This window comes from Pseudomonas sp. FW507-12TSA (assembly GCF_058781435.1).
Genome location: NZ_JBYSWT010000047.1, coordinates 17,898 through 42,130 on the forward strand (window position 1 = coordinate 17,898; position 24,233 = coordinate 42,130).

Annotated in this window: 22 protein-coding genes and 2 pseudogenes; 13 read left to right on the plus strand and 11 right to left on the minus strand. The window is 65.3% G+C overall.

Features of this window, described 5'->3' with window-relative positions; translation table 11 throughout:
• Positions 1-34 precede the first annotated feature (34 nt).
• Positions 35-1,453 (minus strand): short-chain fatty acid transporter, encoded by a 1,419-nt coding sequence (locus tag AC3WK8_RS30285; protein WP_085594650.1) that lies wholly within the window; start codon positions 1,451-1,453, stop codon positions 35-37.
• 115 nt (positions 1,454-1,568) lie between these two features.
• Between AC3WK8_RS30285 and AC3WK8_RS30290 the strand changes: the two genes are divergently transcribed.
• On the plus strand, positions 1,569-1,802 hold the full coding sequence (locus AC3WK8_RS30290) for a Pathogenicity locus (RefSeq protein WP_053132117.1): 234 nt from the start codon (positions 1,569-1,571) through the stop codon (positions 1,800-1,802).
• Between the two features lie 88 nt (positions 1,803-1,890).
• Complete coding sequence (locus AC3WK8_RS30295; protein ID WP_103326751.1) at positions 1,891-3,207, plus strand: MFS transporter; 1,317 nt, start codon at positions 1,891-1,893, stop codon at positions 3,205-3,207.
• Positions 3,208-3,222: 15 nt separating this feature from the next.
• On the opposite strand, the gene AC3WK8_RS30300 is transcribed toward AC3WK8_RS30295, so the two are convergent.
• Positions 3,223-3,642 carry a lysozyme inhibitor LprI family protein gene (locus tag AC3WK8_RS30300; RefSeq protein ID WP_053132113.1) on the minus strand — a complete coding sequence of 140 codons (420 nt, stop codon included), beginning with the start codon at positions 3,640-3,642 and terminating at the stop codon, positions 3,223-3,225.
• 213 nt (positions 3,643-3,855) lie between these two features.
• Here AC3WK8_RS30300 and AC3WK8_RS30305 point away from each other — a divergent pair, with 213 nt between their 5' ends.
• The gene (locus tag AC3WK8_RS30305) at positions 3,856-4,752 is read left to right on the plus strand and encodes a cation diffusion facilitator family transporter (protein ID WP_103326753.1); all 897 of its coding nucleotides are present in this window, start codon (positions 3,856-3,858) and stop codon (positions 4,750-4,752) included.
• Positions 4,753-4,761: 9 nt separating this feature from the next.
• Here AC3WK8_RS30305 and AC3WK8_RS30310 read toward each other — a convergent pair whose 3' ends face one another.
• Positions 4,762-5,436 carry a heavy metal response regulator transcription factor gene (locus AC3WK8_RS30310; protein WP_053132105.1) on the minus strand — a complete coding sequence of 225 codons (675 nt, stop codon included), beginning with the start codon at positions 5,434-5,436 and terminating at the stop codon, positions 4,762-4,764.
• Positions 5,437-5,818: 382 nt separating this feature from the next.
• Between AC3WK8_RS30310 and AC3WK8_RS30315 the strand changes: the two genes are divergently transcribed.
• From AC3WK8_RS30315 to AC3WK8_RS30325, 3 genes are all read left to right on the plus strand, one after another.
• Positions 5,819-7,087 (plus strand): TolC family protein, encoded by a 1,269-nt coding sequence (locus tag AC3WK8_RS30315; RefSeq protein WP_085594658.1) that lies wholly within the window; start codon positions 5,819-5,821, stop codon positions 7,085-7,087.
• A 199-nt stretch (positions 7,088-7,286) separates the two neighbouring features.
• Entirely contained in the window at positions 7,287-8,516 is a 1,230-nt protein-coding gene (locus tag AC3WK8_RS30320) for an efflux RND transporter periplasmic adaptor subunit (RefSeq protein WP_022640941.1), read from the plus strand.
• A 27-nt stretch (positions 8,517-8,543) separates the two neighbouring features.
• The gene (locus tag AC3WK8_RS30325) at positions 8,544-11,678 is read left to right on the plus strand and encodes a CusA/CzcA family heavy metal efflux RND transporter (RefSeq protein WP_103326755.1); all 3,135 of its coding nucleotides are present in this window, start codon (positions 8,544-8,546) and stop codon (positions 11,676-11,678) included.
• 232 nt (positions 11,679-11,910) lie between these two features.
• Here AC3WK8_RS30325 and AC3WK8_RS30330 read toward each other — a convergent pair whose 3' ends face one another.
• Together AC3WK8_RS30330 and AC3WK8_RS30335 are read right to left on the minus strand one after the other, a co-directional pair.
• Positions 11,911-12,117 (minus strand): hypothetical protein, encoded by a 207-nt coding sequence (locus AC3WK8_RS30330; RefSeq protein WP_085594662.1) that lies wholly within the window; start codon positions 12,115-12,117, stop codon positions 11,911-11,913.
• Between the two features lie 175 nt (positions 12,118-12,292).
• Positions 12,293-13,621: an OprD family porin gene (locus AC3WK8_RS30335; RefSeq protein WP_103326757.1), complete on the minus strand. Its 1,329-nt coding sequence runs from the start codon at positions 13,619-13,621 to the stop codon at positions 12,293-12,295.
• A 328-nt stretch (positions 13,622-13,949) separates the two neighbouring features.
• Here AC3WK8_RS30335 and AC3WK8_RS30340 point away from each other — a divergent pair, with 328 nt between their 5' ends.
• Positions 13,950-14,282 (plus strand): DUF2790 domain-containing protein, encoded by a 333-nt coding sequence (locus AC3WK8_RS30340; protein WP_085594666.1) that lies wholly within the window; start codon positions 13,950-13,952, stop codon positions 14,280-14,282.
• A 75-nt stretch (positions 14,283-14,357) separates the two neighbouring features.
• On the opposite strand, the gene AC3WK8_RS30345 is transcribed toward AC3WK8_RS30340, so the two are convergent.
• Entirely contained in the window at positions 14,358-14,852 is a 495-nt protein-coding gene (locus AC3WK8_RS30345) for a RidA family protein (RefSeq protein ID WP_103326759.1), read from the minus strand.
• A gap of 305 nt (positions 14,853-15,157) precedes the next feature.
• On the opposite strand from AC3WK8_RS30345, the pseudogene AC3WK8_RS30350 reads away from it, so the two are divergent.
• Positions 15,158-15,790: pseudogene (locus AC3WK8_RS30350) on the plus strand (PAS domain-containing protein); the annotation flags it as partial.
• 165 nt (positions 15,791-15,955) lie between these two features.
• Positions 15,956-16,384, plus strand: a pseudogene (locus AC3WK8_RS30355) (methyl-accepting chemotaxis protein); the annotation flags it as partial.
• 44 nt (positions 16,385-16,428) lie between these two features.
• On the opposite strand, the gene AC3WK8_RS30360 reads toward AC3WK8_RS30355, so the two are convergent.
• The 3 genes from AC3WK8_RS30360 to AC3WK8_RS30370 all read right to left on the minus strand — a co-directional run bounded on the left by AC3WK8_RS30360 (position 16,429) and on the right by AC3WK8_RS30370 (position 18,796).
• The gene (locus AC3WK8_RS30360) at positions 16,429-16,977 is read right to left on the minus strand and encodes a GNAT family N-acetyltransferase (protein WP_022640933.1); all 549 of its coding nucleotides are present in this window, start codon (positions 16,975-16,977) and stop codon (positions 16,429-16,431) included.
• Positions 16,978-17,026: 49 nt separating this feature from the next.
• Entirely contained in the window at positions 17,027-17,932 is a 906-nt protein-coding gene (locus AC3WK8_RS30365; protein WP_085594672.1) for a LysR family transcriptional regulator, read from the minus strand.
• 90 nt (positions 17,933-18,022) lie between these two features.
• On the minus strand, positions 18,023-18,796 hold the full coding sequence (locus AC3WK8_RS30370) for an SDR family oxidoreductase (RefSeq protein ID WP_103326761.1): 774 nt from the start codon (positions 18,794-18,796) through the stop codon (positions 18,023-18,025).
• Positions 18,797-18,958: 162 nt separating this feature from the next.
• Here AC3WK8_RS30370 and AC3WK8_RS30375 point away from each other — a divergent pair, with 162 nt between their 5' ends.
• On the plus strand, positions 18,959-19,564 hold the full coding sequence (locus tag AC3WK8_RS30375) for a flavin reductase family protein (protein WP_103326763.1): 606 nt from the start codon (positions 18,959-18,961) through the stop codon (positions 19,562-19,564).
• 12 nt (positions 19,565-19,576) lie between these two features.
• Complete coding sequence (locus tag AC3WK8_RS30380; RefSeq protein ID WP_103326765.1) at positions 19,577-20,071, plus strand: YbaK/prolyl-tRNA synthetase associated domain-containing protein; 495 nt, start codon at positions 19,577-19,579, stop codon at positions 20,069-20,071.
• Positions 20,072-20,077: 6 nt separating this feature from the next.
• Here AC3WK8_RS30380 and AC3WK8_RS30385 read toward each other — a convergent pair whose 3' ends face one another.
• Positions 20,078-20,962 (minus strand): LysR family transcriptional regulator, encoded by an 885-nt coding sequence (locus AC3WK8_RS30385; RefSeq protein WP_103326767.1) that lies wholly within the window; start codon positions 20,960-20,962, stop codon positions 20,078-20,080.
• Between the two features lie 95 nt (positions 20,963-21,057).
• Between AC3WK8_RS30385 and AC3WK8_RS30390 the strand changes: the two genes are divergently transcribed.
• Entirely contained in the window at positions 21,058-22,464 is a 1,407-nt protein-coding gene (locus tag AC3WK8_RS30390) for an MFS transporter (protein WP_103326769.1), read from the plus strand.
• 5 nt (positions 22,465-22,469) lie between these two features.
• Here AC3WK8_RS30390 and AC3WK8_RS30395 read toward each other — a convergent pair whose 3' ends face one another.
• Positions 22,470-23,399 (minus strand): DMT family transporter, encoded by a 930-nt coding sequence (locus AC3WK8_RS30395; RefSeq protein ID WP_103326771.1) that lies wholly within the window; start codon positions 23,397-23,399, stop codon positions 22,470-22,472.
• Between the two features lie 102 nt (positions 23,400-23,501).
• Here AC3WK8_RS30395 and AC3WK8_RS30400 point away from each other — a divergent pair.
• A partial coding sequence (locus tag AC3WK8_RS30400) for a LysR substrate-binding domain-containing protein (RefSeq protein WP_103326773.1) occupies positions 23,502-24,233 on the plus strand: 732 nt, incomplete at its 3' end.

Sequence of the window (24,233 nt, forward strand, 5' to 3'; positions counted from 1 at the left end):
CCGCGCAGGGCGGCTTGTGGAGCCTGGGCGATGCTCAGGGGGTCATGGGTGGCAGGTAGGCCAGGGTCGTGCCCAGGGCCCAGAGCAGGATCAGCACCAGGGGCGTATGTACCAGCAACTGGACGAAGGAGAAGCCGATCAGGTCCCGGGCCTTCAGGCCCAGCACGCCCAGCAGCGGCAACATGTAGAAGGGGTTGATCAGGTTCGGCAAGGCCTCGGCAGCGTTGTAGATCTGCACCGCCCAGCCCAGGTGGTACTGCAGGTCGTTGGCCACCTGCATCACGTAGGGCGCCTCGATGATCCACTTGCCGCCGCCGGAGGGAATGAAGAAGCCCAGTACCGCCGAGTACAGGCCCATCAGCAAGGCGTAGGTATCGTGGGAGGCGATCTGCACGAAGAAGGTCGAGATGTGATGGGCCAGGGTCTGGCCGTCCACGCCCTTGACCACGGTCATCAGCGCCGCGATGGAGCCGTACAGCGGGAACTGGATCAGCACCCCGGTGGTGGTCGGCACCGCCCGGGCCACGGCATCGAGAAAGCTGCGCGGGCGCCAGTGCAGCAGGGCCCCGGTCATCAGGAACAGGAAATTGTAGGTGTTGAGCCCGGAGATCGCGGTGATCGCCGGCTTGGTGGCGAACTCGTGATACAGCCAGCCGGCGGCCAGCAGGGCCAGGAGGATGATCAGCAGCGGGCTGTGTTCCAGCCATTCGCCTGGGCGGGTGCGTGGTTGCGCCTTGGGCAGGCTGAAGCTGGGATCGACCCCGCAGGCCTGGGCGTCACGGGCGCTGCCGGGGCCGGGGGCGGTGGCGTAGGCAATCACCAGCGACACCACCACCAGCGCCAGCAGCAGTACGCCCGACTGCCAGAGGAAGATGGTCTGGGTGAAGGGGATCACCCCGGTGATGGCCAGGATCGAAGGCGGCAGGCTGCCGGGGTTGGCCTGCAATTGCGCGGCCGAGGATGACAACCCCAGGGCCCAGACCGCGCCCAGGCCCAGGTAGGCCGCGGCGCCGGCGGCGCGGTAGTCCATGCGCAGCTCGGTACGCCGGGCCAGGGCCCGGACCAGCAGGCCGCCGAACACCAGGGACAGGCCCCAGTTGAGCAGCGAGGCGAGCATCGAGATCAGTGCCACCCAGGCTACCGCCGAGCGGCCGTTGGCCGGGATGCGAGCCAGTTTGTCGATCAGTTTCACCGCTGGCGGCGAGCTGGCCACCACATAACCGCCAATGACCACGAAGGCCATCTGCATGGTGAAGGGGATCAGGCTCCAGAAACCGTCGCCAAAGGCCATGGCTGCATCGGTGGGCTTGGCACCCATGGCCAGGGTGGCCAGGGCGACGATGATCACCGCCAGCGCGGCGAACACCCAGGAGTCGGGAAACCAGCGCTCGGCCCAGTTCGAACAGCGCAGGGCGAAGCGGGCGGAGCGGCTATCTTGAATATCGGCGGCCACGTGGATACCTCGTGTTTTCTTATGTTTGTAAGGAGGTCGGCCGCCCCGGGCTGGGGCGGTCGAGAACTGTGCAAGAATGCGGCAATTGCCACGTACTGCAAAGGATTGAACGCACATGACATTTTCCCCCGAAGAACGCGCCGCGCTGCTCCAGGTCAAGGGTGTGGGACCCACGGTGGTGGGGCGCCTGGAGCAGTTGGGCATCGCCTCCCTGGCCGAGCTGGCTGGCGCCGACGCCCTGGATATCGTGACCCGGGCCTCCTCCCTGGTGGGTTCCAGTTGCTGGAAGAACAGCCCCCAGGCCCGCGCGGCGATCCAGGCCGCCATCGCCCTGGCCAAGGGCAACTGAATCTGCGCCCGGTGCGGGGAACGGCTTGTTCCCCGGGACTTTTGCGTAGACCATGGCGCCCTTGTCTTGTGCCACCCGAGTTGCCCTCATGACCCTTGCCAGCGAATCGACGGCGCGTTTTTCCCGCGCCGACTACAGGACCCTGGGCCTGGCCGCCCTGGGCGGGGCCCTGGAAATCTACGACTTCATCATCTTCGTATTCTTCGCCCTGACCCTGAGCCAGCTGTTCTTCCCACCGGAAATGCCCGAGTGGCTGCGGCTGTTGCAGAGCTTCGGGATCTTTGTCACCGGTTACCTGGCCAGGCCCCTGGGCGGCATCCTCATGGCCCACTTCGCCGACCGCCTGGGGCGCAAGAAGGTCTTCAGCCTGAGCATCCTGATGATGGCGCTGCCGTGCCTGCTGATCGGCAGCATGCCCACCTATGCCCAGATCGGTTATTTCGCGCCCTTGTTGCTGCTGGCGCTGCGGGTCCTGCAAGGCGCCGCGGTGGGTGGCGAGGTGCCCAGTGCCTGGGTGTTCGTCGCCGAGCATGCTCCCCGGGCCCATCGCGGTTATGCCCTGGGGTTTCTCCAGGCCGGACTGACCTTCGGCTATTTGCTGGGGGCGTTGACCGCGACCCTCCTGGCCCAGGTCTTCAGCCCCGAGGAAATCCTCGACCACGCCTGGCGCTATCCCTTCCTGCTCGGCGGGGTATTCGGCGTGATCGGTGTCTGGCTGCGTCGCTGGCTGGGCGAGACCCCGGTGTTCATGGCCCTGCAGCAACAACGCGAGAACGCCAGCGAACTGCCCCTGCGCACGGTGCTGCGCGAACACCGCCTGGCGATCCTGCCAGCCCTGATCCTCACTTGCGTGCTGACCTCGGCGGTGGTGGTGTTCGTGGTCATCACCCCGACCATGATGCAGAAGAGCTTCGGCATGAGCGCCAGCCACACCTTCGCCCTGAGCAGCCTGGGCATCGTCTTCCTCAACCTCGGCTGTGTCCTGGCGGGCCTGCTCGTCGACCGCCTGGGGGCCTGGCGCACGGTGATGTTCTACAGCCTGCTGCTGCCCCTGGGGATCGCCGTGCTCTACGGCTGCCTGATCAACGGTGGCGCCTGGATCGGCCTGGCCTACGCCATCGCCGGCCTGGGGTGCGGCGTGGTGGGGGCGGTGCCGTCGGTGATGGTCGGGCTGTTCCCTGCACGGATCCGCGTCTCGGGGATTTCCTTCACCTACAACATCGCCTATGCCCTCTGGGCCAGCATCACCCCGTTGCTGTTGATCGCCCTGATGCCCTGGAGCCCTTGGATCTGCGTGATCTTCTGCGCGGTGATGGGGGCGATCGGGGCAGCCAGTGCCGGGTATTTCGGCACCCGGGTCGGCGAGGCCCGCCGGTCCCAGGTCCAGGAAGCCGGCTGCTGTTGAGCTGGCGGCCTGGCTTCAGTCGACCAGCAACTGGTCCAGGTAGTGACTGCGCTCGTTGCTCAGGCGGGTTACGCAACGGTTGATCAAGGTGGTGTGGGCCGGTTTGCCCGGCTCCACGTCGACCGCCTCCAGCACGCAGGTGCTGTCGCGGTACTTGATCCAGGCGCGCTGGGCGTTCTTCAGCTTGCCCAGGTACTCCTGCTCCTGGAGCAGGTTGCCGGGATAACGCTGGTGGACCCGCTCCAGCAGCGCCTGGTAGCTCTGGTTGAGGGCGCTGTCGGCCAGCTCCTTGTCTTGCTGGGCACAGCGATCGACCTGCTGGCTGTATTGGATGTGCGCGCAGTCCAGGGCTGCTGCTCGCGCTGGCAGCCAAGCGCCGCCGGCGCCGAGCAGCAGGGCGGTGGCCAGAGCGAAGATCCGGGGCTGGCGAGGCATGGCGATCCCTTGGGCGAAGAATGAAGCGGGCATTCTACAGGGCCGCGGCCGGCACAAAAGCGACATGAGCGCGCGGGCCGCGAGTGGCCCCCTGGTGGCACGCTGGATAACCGGCAGATAACAGCCCGATGACAATTCGCCCAGCCGAGCCTGTCCGGTGCTCAACCGGACTATCATCAGGCCGAGGTTTTCCACCACACCGCAGGAGGCTCCATGGGCGCAGGACACAGTCACGGACAGGTACGGGCCGGGCACGAACGCAAATTGTGGATGGCCCTGGGGCTGACCGGCAGCTTCATGATCGCCGAGGTCATCGGCGCTTTCGTCACCGGTAGCCTGGCGCTGTTATCGGATGCCGCGCACATGCTCACCGATACCCTGGCGCTGGCGATATCCCTGGTGGCGATCCAGGTCGCCAAGCGCCCGGCGGACCGCAAGCGCACCTTCGGCTACGCGCGATTCGAAATCCTCGCCGCGGCCTTCAATGCCCTGCTGTTGTTCGTGGTGGCCTTCTACATCCTGTTCGAGGCCTGGCAACGCTTGCAGGCACCGCCCGAGATCCAGTCCACGGGAATGCTGGTGATCGCAGTGCTGGGGCTGATCGTCAACCTGATCTCCATGAGCCTGCTGGCCTCCGGCAGCAGCCAGAGCCTCAACGTCAAGGGCGCCTACCTGGAGGTCTGGAGCGACATGCTCGGCTCGCTGGGGGTGATCCTCGCCGCACTGGTGATCATGTACACCGGCTGGGGCTGGGTCGATTCGCTGGTGGCCGCGGCCATCGGCCTGTGGGTGCTGCCACGGACCTGGACCCTGCTCCGGGAAAGCACCAACGTGCTGCTGCAAGGTGTGCCCGAAGGCATCGATATCGACCAGGTGGAGCAGGACATTCGCGGCGTGCCAGGGGTCAGCGATGTGCACGACCTGCATATCTGGGCCCTGACCAGCGGCAAGAACGTGCTCAGCGCGCACCTGGTGGCCCAAGTGGGCAGCCGTGACGAGCAGGCGATCCTGGCCGAGGTCAGCGAGCTGGTGCAGGAGCGTTTCGAGATCGCCCACGTCACCTTGCAGGTGGAGCAGTCAGGCTTTCACGAACAGGCGCACCAGCACTGAGGGTGGCCCTCAGTCGCGCTCCTCGAGCACATAGCCGACACCGCGCAAGGTATGGATCAGCTTGCGCTCGAAGGGGTCGTCGATCTTGGCCCGCAAGCGGCGGATCGAGACCTCCACCACATTGGTGTCGCAATCGAAGTTCATGTCCCAGACGAAGGAGATGATCTGGGTCCGCGACAGCACCACGCCGCTCTGGCGCATCAGCAGGTGCAGCAGGGCGAACTCCTTGGTGGTCAGGTCGATTCGCTGCTTGCCGCGAAAGGCCCGGTGCCGGCCCTGGTCCAGCTCCAGGTCGGCGACCCGCAGTACATCCGGTACCGGCGACTGCTCGCTGCGGCGCATCAGGGTACGGACCCTGGCCAGCAGTTCGGGAAAGGCGAACGGCTTGACCAGGTAGTCGTCGGCCCCCAGGTCCAGGCCACGGATCTTGTCCGCCAGCCGGCCCTGGGCGCTGAGCATCATGACCCGGGTATTGCTGAACTGGCGGATCTGGTCCAGCACGCCCCAGCCGTCGATCTGCGGCAGGTTGACGTCCAGGATCACCAGGTCGTAGGCATGCTGGCGCGTCAGGTACAGGCCATCGGCGCCGCTGTTGGCGCAATCCACGATATAACCACTTTCCGTCAATCCCTGTTGCAGGTAGTCGGCAGTCTTGAGTTCGTCTTCGATAACCAGGATGCGCATATTGAGGAAGTTCTCTGCAATTGAGGTTGGTAGTCGACAAACACTGGAAAGTTATTATTTAAGTTATGGGCAAGTTGTCGTTGGTAAGTTGTTAAGTTGCTTGTGGAACTTCTCTTGGCGAGCGTGGAAGTACCGTGGGCCTGGGCTTTGTTGATGGGATCTTAATACAGAAGCCCGGGTCGTAAACCTTGATTACAGATTTGTAATTTTTGCGCCACCCTGCTGATAAGGACCGAAAGTTAAAGTTGGCCGATCTTGAATATTTCCCTGTCGACAAGTACAGCGGTGTAATTCATATCGGTCGAATAACCCTTTTATATGTACCGGTATATACCGCCGTGCCTGCGCCAAGACTTCGTTTCAGCAAGGGTCGGAACCTGATATGCCGAATTTCCCGAGAATCTGCGCCCGGGCCGCAAGGCGCTGTTGCACGGCTTTATTACTGGTCCTGGCGGGGCAAGCCGCGAATGCCGCCGGGCAACCGGTGTTGAGCCTGGACAGCGCCATGGCCAAGGCTTTTGCCAACAATCCGGAACTGGCCGCTGCGAGCTGGGAGATCGATATCGCCCAGGGCGCCCGCCAGCAGGCCGGGCTGATTCCCAACCCGGTGCTATCCACGGATATCGAGAACACCAAGCGCGGACAGGGCACCACCTCGGTCAAGCTCACCCAGACCCTGGAACTGGGGGGCAAGCGCGGCGCGCGGGTGGAGGTGGCCAGCCAGGGCCAGAGGCTCGCGGACCTGGAGCTGGATCGGCGGCGCAACCAGTTGCGCGCCGATGTACTGGACGCCTACTACGCAGCGCTGCGGGCCCAGGAGCGCACGCAACTGGCCGGGCGCTCCCTGGCCCTGGCCGAGCGCGGCCTGGCCGTGGCCCAGGGGCGGGTCGGTGCCGGCAAGGCATCGCCGGTGGAGGCCACCCGGGCCCAGGTGCAACTGGCGGAGATCCGCCTGGAACTCAATCGTGGCCAGTTGGAGCAGGACAACGCCTATCGGCAGCTGGCCAGGGTCACCGGTAGCGCCAGCGCGGACTTTTCCGCGGTGCAGGAGCAGTCCGGGGACGCCACTGCGCCGCCGGCGCCGGCGCAGCTGTTGAATCGCCTGCCCCAGACTGCGGAGCTGCGCCTGGCAGAGCAGGAGATCGCCCAGCGCGAGGCGTCCCTGGACCTGGAAAAGGCCCAGCGCATTCCCGACCTGGATATCAGTATCGGTAGCCAATACGACGCCAGCAGGAACGAAGACGGCAGCAAGAAGGACCGGATCAACCTGGTCGGCCTGTCGATGCCGTTGCCGTTGTTCAACCGCAACCAGGGCAACGTGCTCTCCGCCGCGCGCCGCGCCGACCAGGCCCGGGACCTGCGCAACGCCACTGAACTGCGCTTGCGTACCGAGACCCGCCAGGCCCTGGAGCAGTGGGAAACCGCCCGGCGTGAAGTGCAGTCGTTCAACCAGACCATCCTGCCCGCCGCCCAGAGCGCGGTAGACAGTGCCACCCGTGGCTTCGAGATGGGCAAATTCAGCTTTCTCGAGGTGCTCGACGCCCAGCGCACATTGATCGGCGCCCGCAACCAGTACCTGGTGGCGGTAGCGCAGAGCACGGATGCCTGGGTACGGATCGAGCGTATCTACGGCGACCTCAGCCGCTGGTGAAACCCTGGCTGCGGGGCCTCGCGTACTTCGCCCTGTTGCTGCTCAGCGACTGCGGCAGGGTGCCTCCGGCCAGCAGCCACGAGCCCCCCCGGCACTGGTGCGTGCACGAGCTGCACCGGGCCCTGGAGAAGTTCTTCTTTGCGTCTACTTCGTAAGGCCGCGCCTGCGCCGCCGACCCTCGACATTTTCAGGAGCATCCATGGACAAAAAACGCAGTCTTGTTGTGGCCATAGTGGCGGTGGCCGGCCTGGGGCTGGCGGCCTCGTTGCTGCCGGGCCTGTTCAATCGCCAGGCCCCGGCCACAGGCCAGCCTTCAGCGTCCACGGCGCCCGCCGGGCATGGCGAGCCGGGGCATACCGAGCAAGGGCACGGCGAACAGGGCCATGGGGAGGAGGGCCACGAAGGCCTGGTGGAACTCGATGCCCAGCAGATCGCCGCGGCCGGGATCGAGCTGGCCGAGGCCGGTCCGCGGCGTCTGGATCGCCTGCTCAGCCTGCCGGGGGAGATCCGCTTCGACGAGGACCGCACCTCGCATATCGTGCCGCGCGCCGCCGGGGTGGTGGAGTCGGTACAGGCCAACCTCGGCCAGTCGGTCAAGCGTGGCGACCTGCTGGCGGTGATTGCCAGCCAGCAGGTTTCCGACCAGCGCAGCGAGCTGGCGGCAGCCGGCCGGCGGGTGGAACTGGCCCGTACCACCTTCGAGCGTGAGCGTCAGTTGTGGGTCGACCAGATCTCCGCCGAGCAGGACTACCTGCTGGCGCGGCAGACGCTGCAAGAGGCCGAGATCGCCCTGGGCAACGCCCGGCAGAAGATGGCGGCGCTGGCTGGCAGTGCCCAGCTGGCGGGGGGCAACCGTTATGAAATGCGTGCACCGTTCGATGGCGTGGTGGTGGAGAAGCACCTCAGCGTCGGCGAAGTGGTGGGCGAGACCACGGCGGCTTTCACCCTGTCCGACCTGTCCCGGGTCTGGGCGACCTTCGGTGTATTCCCCAAGGACCTGGACAAGGTCCGGGTCGGCCAGTCGGTGAATGTCAGCTCCAGCGAACTGGGCTCCCAGGTCCGCGGGCAGGTGGCCTATGTCGGCAACCTGCTGGGGGAGCAGACCCGCACCGCCACGGTCCGGGTGACCCTGGCCAACCCCAAGGAGACCTGGCGCCCGGGCCTGTTCGTGGCGGTCGAGGTGGCCACCGCGGCCGTCGAGGTGCCGGTCAGCGTGCCCCAGGAGGCGATCCAGACCGTGGAAGAACGGCCTTCGGTGTTCGTGCGCGTGGCCGAGGGTTTCCAGGCTACGCCCGTGGTGCTCGGGGCCAGCCAGGATGGGTTCGTGGAGGTCCGCGAAGGCTTGGCCGCCGGCGCCCAGGTCGCCACGCGCGGCAGCTTCACCCTCAAGTCCGAACTGGGCAAGGGTTCGGCCGAGCACAGCCACTGAACAGGCCCTAGCGGAGAGTGACTATCCATGTTTGAACGCATCATTCAATTCGCCATCGAGCAGCGCATCATCGTCCTGCTGGGGGTACTGCTGATGGCCGGTATCGGTATCGCCAGCTACCAGAAGCTGCCGATCGACGCCGTCCCCGACATCACCAACGTCCAGGTGCAGATCAACTCCGCGGCGCCGGGTTTCTCGCCGCTGGAGACCGAGCAGCGCATCACCTTTCCCATCGAGACCGCCATGGCCGGCCTGCCCGGCTTGCAGCAGACCCGCTCGCTATCGCGTTCGGGCCTGTCCCAGGTGACGGTGATCTTCAAGGACGGCACCGATATCTTCTTCGCCCGGCAACTGGTCAACGAGCGCCTGCAGGTGGCTCGCGAGCAACTGCCCGAAGGGGTGGAGGCGCAGATGGGGCCGATTTCCACCGGGCTGGGAGAAATCTTCCTATGGACCGTGGAGACCGAGGAAGGCGCACGCAAGGAAGATGGCACGCCCTACACCCCAACCGACCTGCGGGTGATCCAGGACTGGATCATCAAGCCGCAGTTGCGCAACGTTCCCGGGGTGGCCGAGATCAACACCATCGGCGGCTTCGCCAAGGAGTACCAGATCGCTCCTGATCCCAAGCGCCTGGCGGCCCACCGCCTGACCCTCACCGACCTGGTGACGGCCCTGGAACGCAACAATGCCAACGTCGGTGCCGGCTATATCGAGCGCAGCGGCGAACAGTTGCTGATCCGTGCCCCGGGGCAACTGGCCTCCATCGACGACATCGCCAACATCGTCATCAGCAGCAGCGACGGTACGCCGATCCGCGTGCGCAACGTGGCCCAGGTGGAAATCGGCCGTGAGCTGCGCACCGGCGCAGCTACCGAGAATGGCCGTGAAGTGGTGCTGGGCACGGTGTTCATGCTGATCGGCGAAAACAGCCGCGCGGTGTCCCAGGCGGTGGCCAAGCGGCTCGAGGAAATCAACCGCACACTGCCCGAGGGCGTGGTGGCGGTCACCGTGTACGACCGCACCAACCTGGTGGAGAAAGCCATCGCCACGGTGAAGAAGAACCTCTTCGAGGGCGCACTGCTGGTGATCGTCATCCTGTTCCTGTTCCTGGGGAACATCCGCGCGGCGTTGATCACCGCCCTGGTGATCCCGCTGTCGATGCTGTTCACCTTCACCGGCATGTTCAGCAACAAGGTCAGTGCCAACCTGATGAGCCTCGGCGCCCTGGACTTCGGGATCATCGTCGACGGTGCGGTGGTGATCGTCGAGAACGCCATCCGCCGGCTGGCCCATGCCCAGCAGAGCCACGGGCGCATGCTGACCCGCTCGGAGCGCCTGCATGAAGTCTTTGCCGCGGCCAAGGAAGCCCGGCGCCCACTGATCTACGGCCAGTTGATCATCATGGTGGTGTACCTGCCGATCTTCGCCCTCACCGGCGTGTCCGGGAAGATGTTCCACCCCATGGCCTTCACCGTGGTCATGGCCCTCCTGGGGGCGATGATCCTCTCGGTGACCTTCGTCCCGGCGGCCATTGCGCTGTTCGTCACCGGCAAGGTCCAGGAGAAGGAGAACCTGGTGATGCGCAACGCCAAGCGTGGTTATGCACCGGTGCTGGACTGGGTGATGCAGCGGCGCGGGCTGACCTTCGCCCTGGCCGGCGCGGTCCTGGTGGGCAGCGGCCTGCTGGCCAGCCGCATGGGCAGCGAGTTCATCCCCAGCCTCAGCGAGGGCGACCTGGCCCTGCAGGCCCTGCGGGTGCCGGGCACCAGCCTTTCGCAATCGGTGGACATGCAGCAGCGCCTGGAGAAGACCCTGCTGGCCCAGGTGCCGGAGGTAGAGCGGGTGTTCGCTCGCACCGGTACCGCGGAGATCGCCTCGGACCCGATGCCGCCGAACATTTCCGACAGCTACGTGATGCTCAAGCCCAAGGCCCAGTGGCCAGACCCGGGCAAGTCGCGGGAGGCGCTGATCGCCGATATCCAGCGCGCCAGCGCCATGGTGCCGGGCAATGCCTATGAGTTGTCGCAGCCGATCCAGTTGCGTTTCAACGAACTGATTTCCGGGGTGCGCAGCGATGTCGCGGTCAAGGTCTTCGGCGACGACATGGCGGTGCTGAACAAGACCGCCAACGAGATCGCCAGCGCCTTGCAGGGACTGTCGGGCGCTTCGGAGGTCAAGGTCGAGCAGACCACCGGGCTGCCGGTGCTGACCATCAATATCGACCGGGACAAAGCCGCGCGCTATGGCCTCAACGTCGGTGATGTGCAAGACACCATCGCGGTGGCCGTGGGCGGGCGCCAGGCCGGAATCCTGTATGAGGGCGATCGGCGCTTCGACATGGTGGTGCGCCTGTCCGATCAGTTGCGTACCGACATCGATGGGTTGTCACGGCTGCTGGTCCCGATCCCGGCGACGGCCGGCAGCGTCAACGGGCAGATTGGTTTCATCGCGCTGTCGGAAGTGGCCAGCCTGGACCTGGTCCTGGGCCCCAACCAGGTCAGCCGGGAAAACGGCAAGCGCCTGGTGATCGTCAGCGCCAACGTGCGCGGTCGGGATATCGGCTCCTTCGTCGAGGAGGCCACGACCCTGATCGCCGACAAGGTGAAGGTCCCGGCGGGTTACTGGACCACCTGGGGCGGCCAGTTCGAACAGTTGCAGGAGGCTTCCCAGCGCCTGCAGGTGGTGGTGCCGGTGGCCCTGCTGCTGGTGTTCGGCCTGCTGTTCATGATGTTCAACAACCTCAAGGACGGGCTGCTGGTGTTCACCGGCATTCCCTTCGCCCTGACGGGCGGGATCATGGCCTTGTGGCTGCGGGACATTCCGCTGTCGATCTCGGCGGGGGTCGGTTTCATCGCCCTGTCGGGGGTGGCGGTGCTCAACGGGCTGGTGATGATTGCCTTCATCCGCAACCTGCGGGAGGAGGGGCGGTCGCTGCCCATGGCCATCTGCGAGGGCGCCCTGACCCGGTTGCGTCCGGTATTGATGACGGCGTTGGTGGCGTCCCTGGGCTTCGTGCCCATGGCCTTGGCCACCGGCACCGGCGCCGAGGTGCAACGCCCCCTGGCCACGGTGGTGATCGGCGGCATCCTGTCCTCCACCATCCTCACCCTGCTGGTACTGCCCGCGCTGTACCAGTGGGCCCACCGCCGGGAGGAGTGATGCCTGTGTGATCGCTCCCGGGAGTGGCTTCGTGTAGGTACCGTCTTGCCCGTTAACGGGCAAGACGGTACCTACAGGTTTGCGGGGCGCGCGATCGCGGGTGTCGTCATGAAGGAGGTGCGTGAGCAAGGCAAAAAAAAGCGCCCCGAGGGGGCGCTGAAGATTCATCTCTTTCCAAAGGAGCATCATGAAAACGCTTCAAGAGATGAATGTGCTCTGTGGGCCAACGCCGTCAAATATCTTCGCCAGCCTTGCTGGGCGTGGAAGGGGCGTCGGTGGTGGCGGTTTCCGTTTTCTGCTCGGATTCGCCTTGAATCTGTTCCTGGCTGGCCAGGAAGGTTTCGCGGGCTTGTCGCGAACGTTCGCTGCCGTCGGCGGCCCAGGCACCGAGGCTGGTGCTGGCCAGAAGGCCGATGAACAACAGTTGGCTGGGGCGCATGATGCTTCTCCTGACAGGTTGCCCGCCTTCGAAAAACCAGCGGATCCGAATCTGCCAAGGAGTATAAGGAGACCAACCTAACGAGAAGGTGAGGTGGATATTACAGTTCTGCAAGACATGAGTCTGTGAAGAAGTTTTAACACCGGGCAGGCCGCAACCTGCCCGGCCAGAGCCATCAGAGCAGGGCCAGTGGGTATTCGACGATCAGCCGGAATTCCTCCAGGTCCGACTCGAATCGGCTGGAGCGGACGGTGGCCTGGCAGATGCGCAGGGCCAGGTCCTTGAGCTGTCCGCTCTGGAATACGTACTTGGCTTCGATATTCCGTTCCCAGCGCCGCTGGCCGGCCAGTGGATTGCCCGCCGAGTCGCGTTGCATGTACTGCGCGTTGGCATGGCTGTAATCGGCGCCCCGGCCGCGTCCATAGCGGGCCATGAAGCTCAGGCCGGGGACGCCCAGGGTCTGCATGTCCAGGTCATAGCGCAGCATCCATGAGCGTTCCTTGGGAGCGTTGAAATCGCTGTACTGGATCGAGTTGTCGAGGAAGATCGAGTCCGACTGGCGCAGGTAGTCGAAGGGGTTGTTGCCGTTGTTGCGCTGGTGGGAGAGGGCCAGCGTGTGGGCGCCGAAGGTGGCGCCGATCTTGGCGCTCCAGATGTTGTTGTTCAGCTCGCCCAGCTCCTTGCGGCCTTCGTCCACCACGTTGTAGTAGTTGAAGGCGCCCAGCAGCGTGAGGTCCTGGGACAACGGATACTTGCCCGAGAGGCCGAAGTAGCGCTGGTCCCACACCTCCTTGAGGCGGCTGCCGTAGAGGCTGACGCTGAGGTTGGGGTCGATTTGGTAGTCACCACCGAAGTAGCCGATCCAGGGGGAGTCCACCTTGCCCTTGTAGAAGGTGACGAAGCCCTCGCGCAGGCTGCTCTGGTTCGTCGAGCCCACGGCATGCAGGCGCCCGGCTTGCAGCTTCAGGTCGTCGAGGCTGGTGTTCTCCAGGGTGAAGCCGCGAAAGCTCTGGGGCATCACCCGGGAGTCGCCATAGTGCAGTACGGGTGTCGTGGGGAACACATCGCCGATCCTGGCCACGGTATCCAGGGCTCGCACCTTCACCGCGCCACCGGCCTTGCCGTAGCTGTCGGCCGGTTCGTTCCTGCCGTTCACCGGCAGCATGGCGAACGACCCCTTGCCGCCGCTGCGCCCTGTTCCGGAGTCGAGCTTGAAGGCATGCATGACAAAAGCATCGAGGCCGAAACCCACGGTGCCCTGGGTGAAGCCCGATTCGAACTTGCCGATCAGGCTTTGGGTCCAGGCTTCGGAGTAGCCATTGCCGGTGGGGCTGGACTGGCCCTTGCGGTCATCGCGATTGAAATAGAAGTTGCGTAGCAGCAGGTTGAGCTGGCTGCCTTCGATAAAGCCTTCGGGACGTTCCTCGGCAGCTACCGCCGCCATAGGGCCGAGCCCCAGTGCCGCAGTGAGTGCGGACAGGGACACAAGAGGGTTGATACGCATGGGGGGGCGCTCCTGAGTGTGCAGCTATCGGTTTTTATATCGCCGCAGGCGTTCTTATTGGTTTGGCCGCCGGGGCATCGCCGCGCCCGGAGCCGTTGTCGATAGTTGCAAACCGCAGATAACGACGGGGTGACCCGACAGTTACAATTGCGCAAGAAAATGGCTGGCCAGAGATCGCTCGGATGAGCTGCAGCCCTTGTGGACCGGGCTCTTCGTGAATCTGGCCGAAGGTGGGAGGGGTGCCTTACAGATAAGTAATGCGCGCGCGATGATTCTGACAGGGTCGGTTTTTTATCCTCGTGGACATCAACAGAACGAGGAGGCTGTCATGAAACTACTTAACTTGAGCATCGCCGCGATGCTCTTTGCCATCTCTTCCCTGGCATTGGCCGAAGGTGGCGGTGACCGTACCTTCGCCCGGGCCATGCAGGAGAACGAAAAAGCCATGGAGCGCTACGCTGCGAAGCAGGGCAAGACCGCGCCGGTGGTGCGGAACTACCGCTATGGCATGGAGCTGGATATCGTCAAGGTGGTCAACGTCACTCCACCGATCAAGTCTTGCCAGGTGGTGCCTTCACGCATGACCTATGAAGACTCCAGTGGCCAGCTCAAGACCATCGAGTACCAGATCCTGGGCCAGTGCCGTAACAATGGCAGTTGATCCATGGATGGTCACTGCCTTGCCCGCGATGTGCCGGCCGGGTCCCCGAGGGCGGCCCGGCCGCTGCCGGCGTCTTCAGTCCTGCGCCGATCCGGGATGCAAGGCGACGATCATGTCGACCTCCACCGAGGCGTTCTTCGGTAGTTGGTAGACCCCCAGCGACGTCCTGGTATGCACGCCGGCCTCGGCAAATACCGCATAGAGAATTTCCGAAGCGCCGTCCGCCACTTCGCTTTGCTGGGTGAAGTCCGCCGCGCTCTGGACGTAGACGTTGATCCGCAAGATTCGCTTGATCCGCCCAAGGTTGCCGAGCATCTGCTCGAGGATGGCCAGGGCCCGCAGGGTGCAGATCCGCGCGGCGTGCCGGCCCTGCTCCAGGGGGGTCTCGGCACCGACCCGGCCCATCACCATCACCGTGTCGTCGACCCGGGGGATCTGCCCGCTGACGTAGACCTCGTCGCCGTTTCGTACCGCCGGCACGTAGTTGCCGCCAATGCGCATCTGGCCTTCGAAACTGTGGCCGACCCGTTCGGCCGCCTGGAGGAAAAGTGCCTTGCGTGATGCATCCATGAGCCAACTCCGTCGATCGCCAGTGAAATTTGCGAAATCGCACTATACCCATTGCCCTGTGCCGCACAATCCCCGGCCAAAGCCCCGTTTCACGGGGGGTGGCAGCCATCGAATTATTTTCGTCGGACAGCCTCGCACGGCTATTAAGAAATGTATTTCAGGGCCGATGTTAGGCCCAAGGCAGCCTATTTTTTCCAGTCCCCCGGTACACCCACATGTTCAATAAACGCTTGAAGCAAGAGCTGGCGACCATTCGTGAAGAGCTTTCGAGCCTTCAGCAGGTGAAGGAAAGCCTTGAAAGCGAGATGCTCGTGATCAATTTGAGCGCCGATGGACGGATTCAATCGGTCAACCACAACTTCGCCCAGGAAATGCTCTACAAGAGCGGCGACCTGGTGGGGCGTCCTCTGGAAGATATCGTCCCGGCCCACGTCAAGCACGACGAGTTCCACCTGCGGTTCAAAAGCACCCTGACCCGGGGCGAGCACTTTGCCGGGGCGGTGCGCCTGTTGCGTGGCAATGGCCAGGAAGCCTGGCTGCGTTCGATTTCCCAGCCGGTGCGCGACTCCGAGGGGCGGATCAAGTACTTCGCGATTTTCTCCAGCGACCTGACCCGCACCATCGAGGCATCCCGCGAGCACGAGAACCTGATCGGCGCCCTGGTGCGCTCCACCGCGGTGATCGAGTTCGACCTCAATGGCACCGTCCTCAGCGCCAATGAGCGTTTCCTGACGAGCATGGGCTACAGCCTGGCGCAGATCCAAGGCAAGCATCACCGCATCTTCTGCGAGCCCGAGGAGTACAACAGCCCGGCTTACCAAGAGTTCTGGCGGCGCCTGAACGCCGGCGAGTTCATCGCCGAGCGCTTCAAGCGGGTCGACTCCCATGGCCGGGTGGTCTGGCTTGAGGCCTCCTACAACCCGGTGATGGACGCCAACAACAAGCTCTACAAGGTGGTGAAGTTCGCCACGGTGATCACCGACCAGGTGAACCAGGAGTTGGCGGTGGCCGAAGCCGCCAGCATCGCCTACAACACCTCGTTGCAGACCGACACCTGCGCCCAGCGCGGCACTACCGTGGTGACCGAAGCGGTGACCGTGATGCAGGACCTGGCCAGGCACATGCAGGATGCCGGTAACGGCATCGAGGCCCTGAGCGAGCAGTCCCTGGTGATCGCCAGTATCGTCAAGACCATCAGCGGGATCGCCGAGCAGACCAACCTGCTGGCGCTCAATGCCGCCATCGAGGCAGCCCGGGCCGGTGAGCAAGGACGAGGGTTCGCGGTGGTGGCCGACGAGGTGCGGCAACTGGCCTCGCGTACCAGCAGCGCGACCGACGAGATCGTCGGCGTGGTGCGCCAGAACCAGGACATGGCCCGCACCGCGGTGGAGCTGATGGTCGAAGGCAAGCAACGGGCCGAGCAGGGCCTGGCCCTGGCGGCGGAAGCCGGTACGGTGATCGTCGAGATCCAGGACGGCGCCCAGAAGGTGGTCAGCGCGGTGGGACAGTTTGCCAACCAGCTCTCGACTTGATGCCACCTGGCCAGGGGCGTCCGTTCAGGCGGGCGCCGGCCGGTTCAGGGCTGCAACGGCCCGTGGCATTCATAGTGCAGGCGATCGAACCACTGCCCGTGGAGCAGGAAGCTGCGGCGTGAATGGCCGTAGCGGGAAAAACCGCAGGCCTCGAGCACGCGCACCGAGCCGATGTTCTCCGGCCGGGCGTTGGCCTCGAGGCGGCTCAGGCCCAGCTCGCCGAACGCCCGTTGCAGTACCTGGGCTACCGCCGTCCTGGCGATCCCGCGGCCGATGAAGCGCTCGCCAACCCGATAACCCAGCTCGGCGCAATTGAAGTAGTGCCGTTGCACCCGGTGCAAGTTGACCCGCCCCACCAGCAGGCCGTCCTGGCGAATCAGGAACTGGTAGCCACGGTCCGCCTCGGCGTCTTGCCGCGCCTGGACGATCGCCTCGGCGACGCCCTCGCTGCAGTAGTAGCTGGGCGACCGGGCGTTGATCGAGGCTTCGAAGAACGCACGGTTCTGCTCTTCGAAGGCCAGCAGGTCATTCAGGTCGTCGAGCTGTGGAGCAGCGATCCGCAGGTGCGCCATGGTCCAGGTACCTCCATCCATTGGGGGCGCTTTCATCTCACGATTCGCCGCCCTCGGGCAAGCCCGGGACTCAAGTCTGCAGGTGTGGATGGATCAGCTCGGCGAACCATTCGATGAACACATTGAGGCGGCGCGAGCGATGGCGCCGATCGGGATACAGCGCGCAGATATCCATCGGCGCCACTGGCAGCCCGTGCAGCACTTGCACCAGCTCGCCTCGATCCAGCAGGTGCTGCACATCGAAGCGTGGAACCTGGATCAGGCCCAGCCCCTGGCGGCAGCAGGCGATGTAGTTTTCCACGTTGTTGACGATCACCCGGCTGGGCAGGCTCATCAGGTGCTCACGGCCTTCGAGCAGGTATTCCCAGGGTTGCTCGCGGCCGGTGTCCGGTGAGGCATAACCGATCATCCACTGGCCTTGCTGCAGGTCCTGGGGGCTGTGGGGTTCACCATGGGCGGCGAGGTAGGCGGGGCTGGCGCAGTTGATCAACCCCAGCTGGCCCAGGGGGCGGGCGATCAGGCTGCTGTCGGCCAGGCTGCCGACGCGGATCGCGCAATCGACGCCTTCCTGCACCAGGTCGATGCTGCGGTCGCAGGCGCCCAGGGCCAGTTGCAAGCCGGGGTATTGAGCCAGCCACTGGGGCAGGGCGGGCACTATCAGGCGCCGGGCGATGCGGCTGGGCACATCGATGTTCAGGCGACCGCTGACATCCACCTGGCGATGCTGGAACAGCTGGTTGAGTTCCGCCGCGTCGGCCAGCAGGCGCCGGGCCCGTTCCAGCAGGATGGCGCCGTCGGCGGTCAGTTGCACCTGGCGGGTGGTGCGGTGCAGCAGCCTTGTGCCGAGGCCGGTTTCCAACTGCTGCACCGCCGAGGACACCGTGGCCCTGGGCAACTCCAGGACATGGGCGGCCTTGATGAAACTACCCATGTCGGCCACCTGGATGAACACCCGGTACTGCTCAAGTTTATCCATCGTCGCAACTGTCCTGGTTCGCGGGCATGCCTGGGGGGAGTGGACCGTGGCGCCGGTCCGGCAGGCCAATGTACCCCTTGGACGCGAGGATTACTTGGTGGTGTAGCCGCCGTTGATCAGTAAGGTCTGGCCGGTGATCCACCAGCCCTCGGTCACCAGGTGGCGGATGAAGGGCACCACGTCCTCGATGTCGGTCAGGCCGGTCTTGCTCGACGGCGACAGCGCCGCAGCGCTCTTGTGATAGGCAACGGCATCGGCGCCTTCGGCCGGGTAGAAGAACGGCGTGTCCATCGGCCCCGGACCCACGGCAGTGACCGAGATGCCCCGGGCGCCGAACTCCTTGGCCGCCGCCCGGGTGAAGTGTTCCACCGGCGCCTTGGCGCCGCCATAGGCGGCATAGAACGGCGTGAACGCACCCAGCAACGAAGTCACCAGGGTCACCAGCTTGCCGTTGTCCTCCAGGTGCTTGCCGGCCTCCTTGATGAAGAAGAATGCGCTCTTGGCATTGACCGCGAACATCTGGTCGTACTCCTCTTCACTGATCTCGACTATGGGTTTCTTCAGCACCTTGCCCACGGTGTTGATGGCGATATCGATCTTGCCGAAGCGTGCCTTGACCTCGTCGAACAGTCGCTCCACGGCACCGGCGCGGGTCAGGTCGGCCTGCCAGGCCTGGGCCTGGACTCCCAGCTCCTGGAGGGCGGCCAGGGTCGCCCGGGCATCGGCGGCGCTGGCATCGCTGTTGTAGTGCACGGCCACGGCCCGGGCGCCGTGGCGGGCGAGGTCACGGGCGATCAGGCCGCCGAGGTTCTTCACGCCGCCGGCGATCAACACGACTTTGTCGTTCAGGGAATGGTCAGCCATGGTGCGCATCCTTCAAGTGTTGAAATGAAGGATGAGTCTAGTCCGGGGGGCGCTGTGGATAAGCCGCCGAGCGCTGGACGGATCATCCAGGAAATCCGTCCAATCGACCCATCTGCACGGCCAGGGCTTGACGCTACAATCGCTTTTTTTCAGGAGCCTGCCATGCCCGCATTTCGTCGTTCGGTCCCCCTGGACAAGGCCTATCGTCTGCTCAACCACGGTCCCACCGTACTGGTCAGCGCCGCCCATGAAGGGCAGCGCAACATCATGGCCGCCGCCTGGGCCATGCCCCTGGATTTCCAACCGCCGAAGGTCGCGGTGGTGCTCGACAAGACCACCTGGACCCGGCAACTGCTGGAGGCCTCCGGCAGCTTCGTGCTCAACGTGCCCTGTGTGGAGCAGGTCGACATCACCCAGAGCCTGGGCAACAGCTCCGGGCTGGAACTGCACCAGGGCGGTCGCGACAAATTCAGTGCCTACGGCCTGGCCACCTTCGCCGGCCAGGTCCTTGCCGCGCCGTTGCTGGAAGGTTGCGTGGCCTGGCTGGAGTGTCGGTTGCTGCCCGAGCCCCACAACCACCAGCAATACGATTTGTTCCTCGGCGAAGTGATTGCCGCCCAGGCCGACTCGCGGGTGTTCAGCGAGGGGCGTTGGCACTTCGACGGCCATGATCGGCTGCGCACCTTGCACCATGTGGCCGGTGGGCATTTCCTGACCATTGGCCAGAGTATCGACGGGCGCCAGTTGCCCTTGGCCGGCGAGGCCTGAACAGGAGGTTGCATGCACGAGGTTTTCCAACGCCTGGTGGCGCTGTTGGACAGGCACCAGGCCCGTTACCGGGTGATCGAGCACCCGGCCGAAGGGCAGTCGGCACGGGTCGCCGAGATTCGCGGCACCGAGCCGGGCCAGGGGGCCAAGGCCATGCTGTGCGGCCTCAAGGGCGGTGGCGATGCCTACGCCCTGGTGATCCTGTCCGGGGACCAGAAACTGGACATGAAGAAAGTCGGCGCGGCCCTGGGAGGCAAGAAAGCCCAGCTCGTGGCGCCGCAGCTGGCCCGGGAACTGACGGGCTGCGTGATCGGAGCCATCCCACCGCTGAGCTTCGATCCACGGATTGCGTTGATCGTCGATCCGCAGCTGACTTCGCGCTATGAACAAATCGCCTTCAATGCCGGGCGCCTGGATGCATCCATGGTGCTGGCCACCGAGGACTACCTGCGGATCGCCCAGCCGCGCTTGCTCGATGTGACCCAGGATGCGGCGCAAGAGGGCTGACGCGCCTTACCAGCTCACCTGGCCCAGGGCCGCGGCGAACGTGGTGAGTTTTGCCGAGCACTGGCGCGAGGGCGGGTAGACCAGCGACAGCTCGCGGCTGCGCCCGTCGTATGGCTGGAGAATGGGCCGCAGGCGCCCGTCGTCCAGGGCCTCGCGCACGGCGAACTCCATCAGTTGGGCGATGCCGAAACCACCCAGCACGGCGTCCACCAGGGCGTCGCCGATATCGAAGATCAAACGTCCCGTGACCGCCAGGTCCAGGGGCTTGCCCTGGTCCATGAATTGCCATTCCACCAGCCGGCCGCTGCGCAGGTTGCGCACGGCCAGGCAGTTGTGGCGTTGCAGCTCGGCCAGGTCCCGAGGCGTGCCGTGGCGTTCCAGGTAGGCTGGTGCCGCCACCGTGACCCAGCGCAGCGGCGCCAGGGGGCGGGCGATCAGGCGCTGGTCCTGGATGGTTCCGGTACGCAGCACGGCATCGAAGCCTTCGTCGACGATATCCACGATCCGGTCGGTCATCACCGCCTCGATGCTCAAGGCCGGATAACGCTCGGTCAGGCCGCCGATCACCGGCATCACCACCTTGCGTCCGAACAGTGAGGGTGTGCTGATCTTCAGCACGCCGGTGGGCGAGTCGCGGCGTTCCAACAGCAGGCTCTCGGTCTGGACCAGTTCCGCCAGCAGCGGCCCGGCACGCTCCACCAGCATCTGGCCATCCGGGGTCAGGCTGACGCTGCGGGTGTTGCGTTGCAGCAGGCGCACGCCCAACTGCTGTTCCAGGCGCGAGATGGCCCGGGACAGGCCGGACTGGGTCAGCCCCAGGTCCCCGGCGGCGCGGGTGAAGCTGCGGGTTTCGGCTACCCGGACCAAGAGGCGCAGGGCGTTCAGATCCATGATTAAAGTCATTACTGAAAGAAGGAACGGCTTGTTTATCATTTAAAACGCATCGATGAAACTGACCGCCGTCATTTCATCCGAGGAGTCCCGCGATGTCCGCGAACCCGTTAGCCAAGCCGTCGGGCTGGATGCTGCTGTTGCTGGCCACGGCCCAGCTGATCATTGCCCTGGACGCCACCATCGTCTTCGTTGCCCTGCCGGAGATCGGCCAGCACCTGGGCTTTTCCGCCCAGCAGCTGCAATGGGTGGTCAGTGCCTACAGCGTGACCTTCGGCGGCTTCCTGCTGCTGGGCGGCCGGGCGGCGGACCTGTTGGGCAAGCGGCGTTTCTACATCGTCGGCCAGGGACTTTATGCCCTGGCGTCCCTGGCCGGGGGGCTGGGGGGCAGTGCCTTGTGGCTGGTGCTGGCGCGAGCGGTGCAGGGTGTGGGAGGCGCGATGCTGTTCCCCGCGACCCTGGCCCTGATCAATACCTACTACGCCGAAGGCCCGGCGCGTAACCGTGCCTTCGCGGTGTGGAGCGCGGCGTCCGCGGCGGGGCTGGCCCTGGGGGCGCTGCTGGGTGGCGTGCTGACCCAGTACTGGGGCTGGGCGGCGGTGTTCCTGGTCAACGTGCCCCTGGCCGGTGCGTGTGCATGGCTGGCCCGGCGCTGGATTCCCGCCGACCCGCCGCGCCAGCGCGGGCGCCAGTTCGACCTGCCGGGCGCCTTGAGCGTGACCCTGGGCGGCACCTTGCTGGTGTTCGCCATCGTCCAGGGGCCGGAATGGGGCTGGGCCGCCCCGGCGACCCTGGCCTGCCTGCTGCTGGCGCTGGTCTTGCTCGGGTTGTTCCTGCGTATCGAGCGCCTGGGGCGTGATCCGTTGATGCCCCTGCGCCTGCTGGGTTATCCACAGCTGCGCATGGCGATGCTGATCACCGCGTTGTTCATGAGCAGCTTCGGCGTGCAGTACTACTTCCTCAGCCTGTACTTCCAGCAGGTCTACCAGTTCAGTGTGTTGCACAGCGGCCTGGCCTTCCTGCCCTCGACGGTGCTCTGCACCCTGGGTATCTGGCTGGGCGAGCGGGCGCTGCGGCGCGCCAGCCTGCGGGCGGTCCTGGTCTGCGGCTTGCTGGCCGGGGCCCTGGGCATCGGCATGATCTACCTGGCGCTACCGGGCAGCCGGGGTTTTGTCGGCCTGTTACCCGGGATCGTGATCATGAGCATCGGCCAGGGCATGACCTGGAACACCATGTGGATCTCGGCGGGGCAGGGCATTGCCGCGACCGAGCAGGGCGTGGCGGCGGGCGTGGCTTCCACCAGCCAGCAGATCGGCGGTGCCCTGGGCCTGGCCTTGCTGGTGTCCCTGGCCAACACCCTGGGCCCGGTGGGCAACCAGGCCCAGGGCATCGAGCTGGCCACCGCCGCCAGTGCCCTGTTGGCGTTATTGGGCGCCTTGCTGGCCCTGCGCCTACCCCGCTCCCCGGTGGCGCTGCCGGGTTGTTCTGCGGCCTCGGGCTGAGGCCCTTAGTGAGCCTGGGGCAGGTGCCGGCGCACCGCCCAGAGCACGCCGGCCAGCAACAACAACGCCGCGCTGGCTTGCAGCAAGCTCGGCAGGTGCTGCAGGCAGATGAAGCCGTAGAGCAGGGCGAACAGGGTCTCGAACACGATCAACTGGCCGCTCAGGGTCAGTGGCAGGCGCCGGGTCGAGGCATTCCACATGCGATTGCCGAACCACGAGCCGAGCACCGCGCTGCACAGGCTCAGGCCCCAGAACAGCATCCAGCGCTGGTCGCTGGCCTCGCTCCGCGTGCCCGGCAACTCCAGGCCCTGGGCCAGCAGCCAGACCACGGCGCTCATCAGGCCGGTGGTGATGCCCCACAGGCTCGACCACTGGCCGCTGTCGAAGCGGCTGTTCTTGAGGTAGCGGGCGTTGTCCTTGGCGAACCAGGTCCAGCACAGCAGCGCGCCGAAGGCACACAGCAGGCCCAGGGCGCGCTGGCCCAGCTCCGGCGAATCGCCCTGGGCGGTGAGCAGGGTGTCGAGGTTGATGCAGCAGATCCCACCGAACACCAGCAGCAACGGCCAGCGCAGGCGCCGCAACGGCACCGCGTCGGCATCCCCGCGCCCGGCCAGGGTGATGGTCAGGGGCAAGAGGCCGACGATCAGCGCGGTACTGGCCACCCCGGCCCACTGGATGGCGCTGGCCAGCAGCATGAAATAGATCAGGTTGCCGGTCAGTGCCAGCTTCACCAGCAGCAGCGCGTCGTTCCAGGTCAGGCGTTGCAGCAGCTCGCGAGCCTGGGACGCAGCCAGGAGCAGGGAGAATGCGCCATACAGGGTGAAGCGGGCGCAGCTGAGCATCAGCGGGCTGAACTCCGGCAACAGGCTGGGCACCACAATGGCCAGGCCCCAGACCGCACCGGCCAGGACCGCATAAGCAACTCCGCGTTTCATGCACACACTCGCAGCGATTCATCAAGGTGCGCAGGCTAGTCATTGCTGACCGGATGGACAAAGGATATATAGGCACCTACCTATTCTCCTGGGGAATACCTGATGAGTCGCTTCGCCCGGCACTTGCCGCCACTGGAAACCCTGGTGACCTTCGAAGCGGTGGGCCGCAACGCCAGCTTCACCCGGGCCGCCACCGAGCTGTGCCTGACCCAGAGCGCGGTGAGCAAGCAGATCCGCAGCCTGGAGCTGTCGCTCAAGACCGAGTTGTTCGAGCGCCAGGCCCGCGGAGTGAAGCTCACCGCCAGCGGCGCGGCGCTGTTCGCCCAGGTCAGCACCCAGCTCGAAGCCTTGTTGCGCAGCGTCACACGGCTGCGGGCCGGGCGCGATGCCAACACCATCACCGTGCAATGCACCCATGCGGTGGCGCAGTTCTGGCTGTTCCCGCGCTTGCTGGCATTCAACAAGCAGCACCCGGGGATCACCGTGAGCATCCACGCCAACAACGACATGGACGAGTCCAGCGTGGCCGAGCATGACTTCGGCATTCTCTACGGGCCGGGGCACTGGTCGTCCCTGGCGGCCACGCCGCTGTTCGCCGAGATCGTCTACCCCATCGCCAGCCGGCGCCTGGAGTTGCCGGTGGTCAGCGAGCTTGGGCAACTGGCGGCCTTGCCGCTGATCCAGCTGGACGCCTCGGCCTGGAACTGCATCGACTGGCGGGACTGGTTCCGTCACTTCGGCCTGGACTACAGCGCGCCGCCGGGAGCCTTGGGCTTCAACCAGCTGACCTTGATGTTCAGCGCCGTGCAGCAGGGGCTGGGGGTGGGCCTGGGC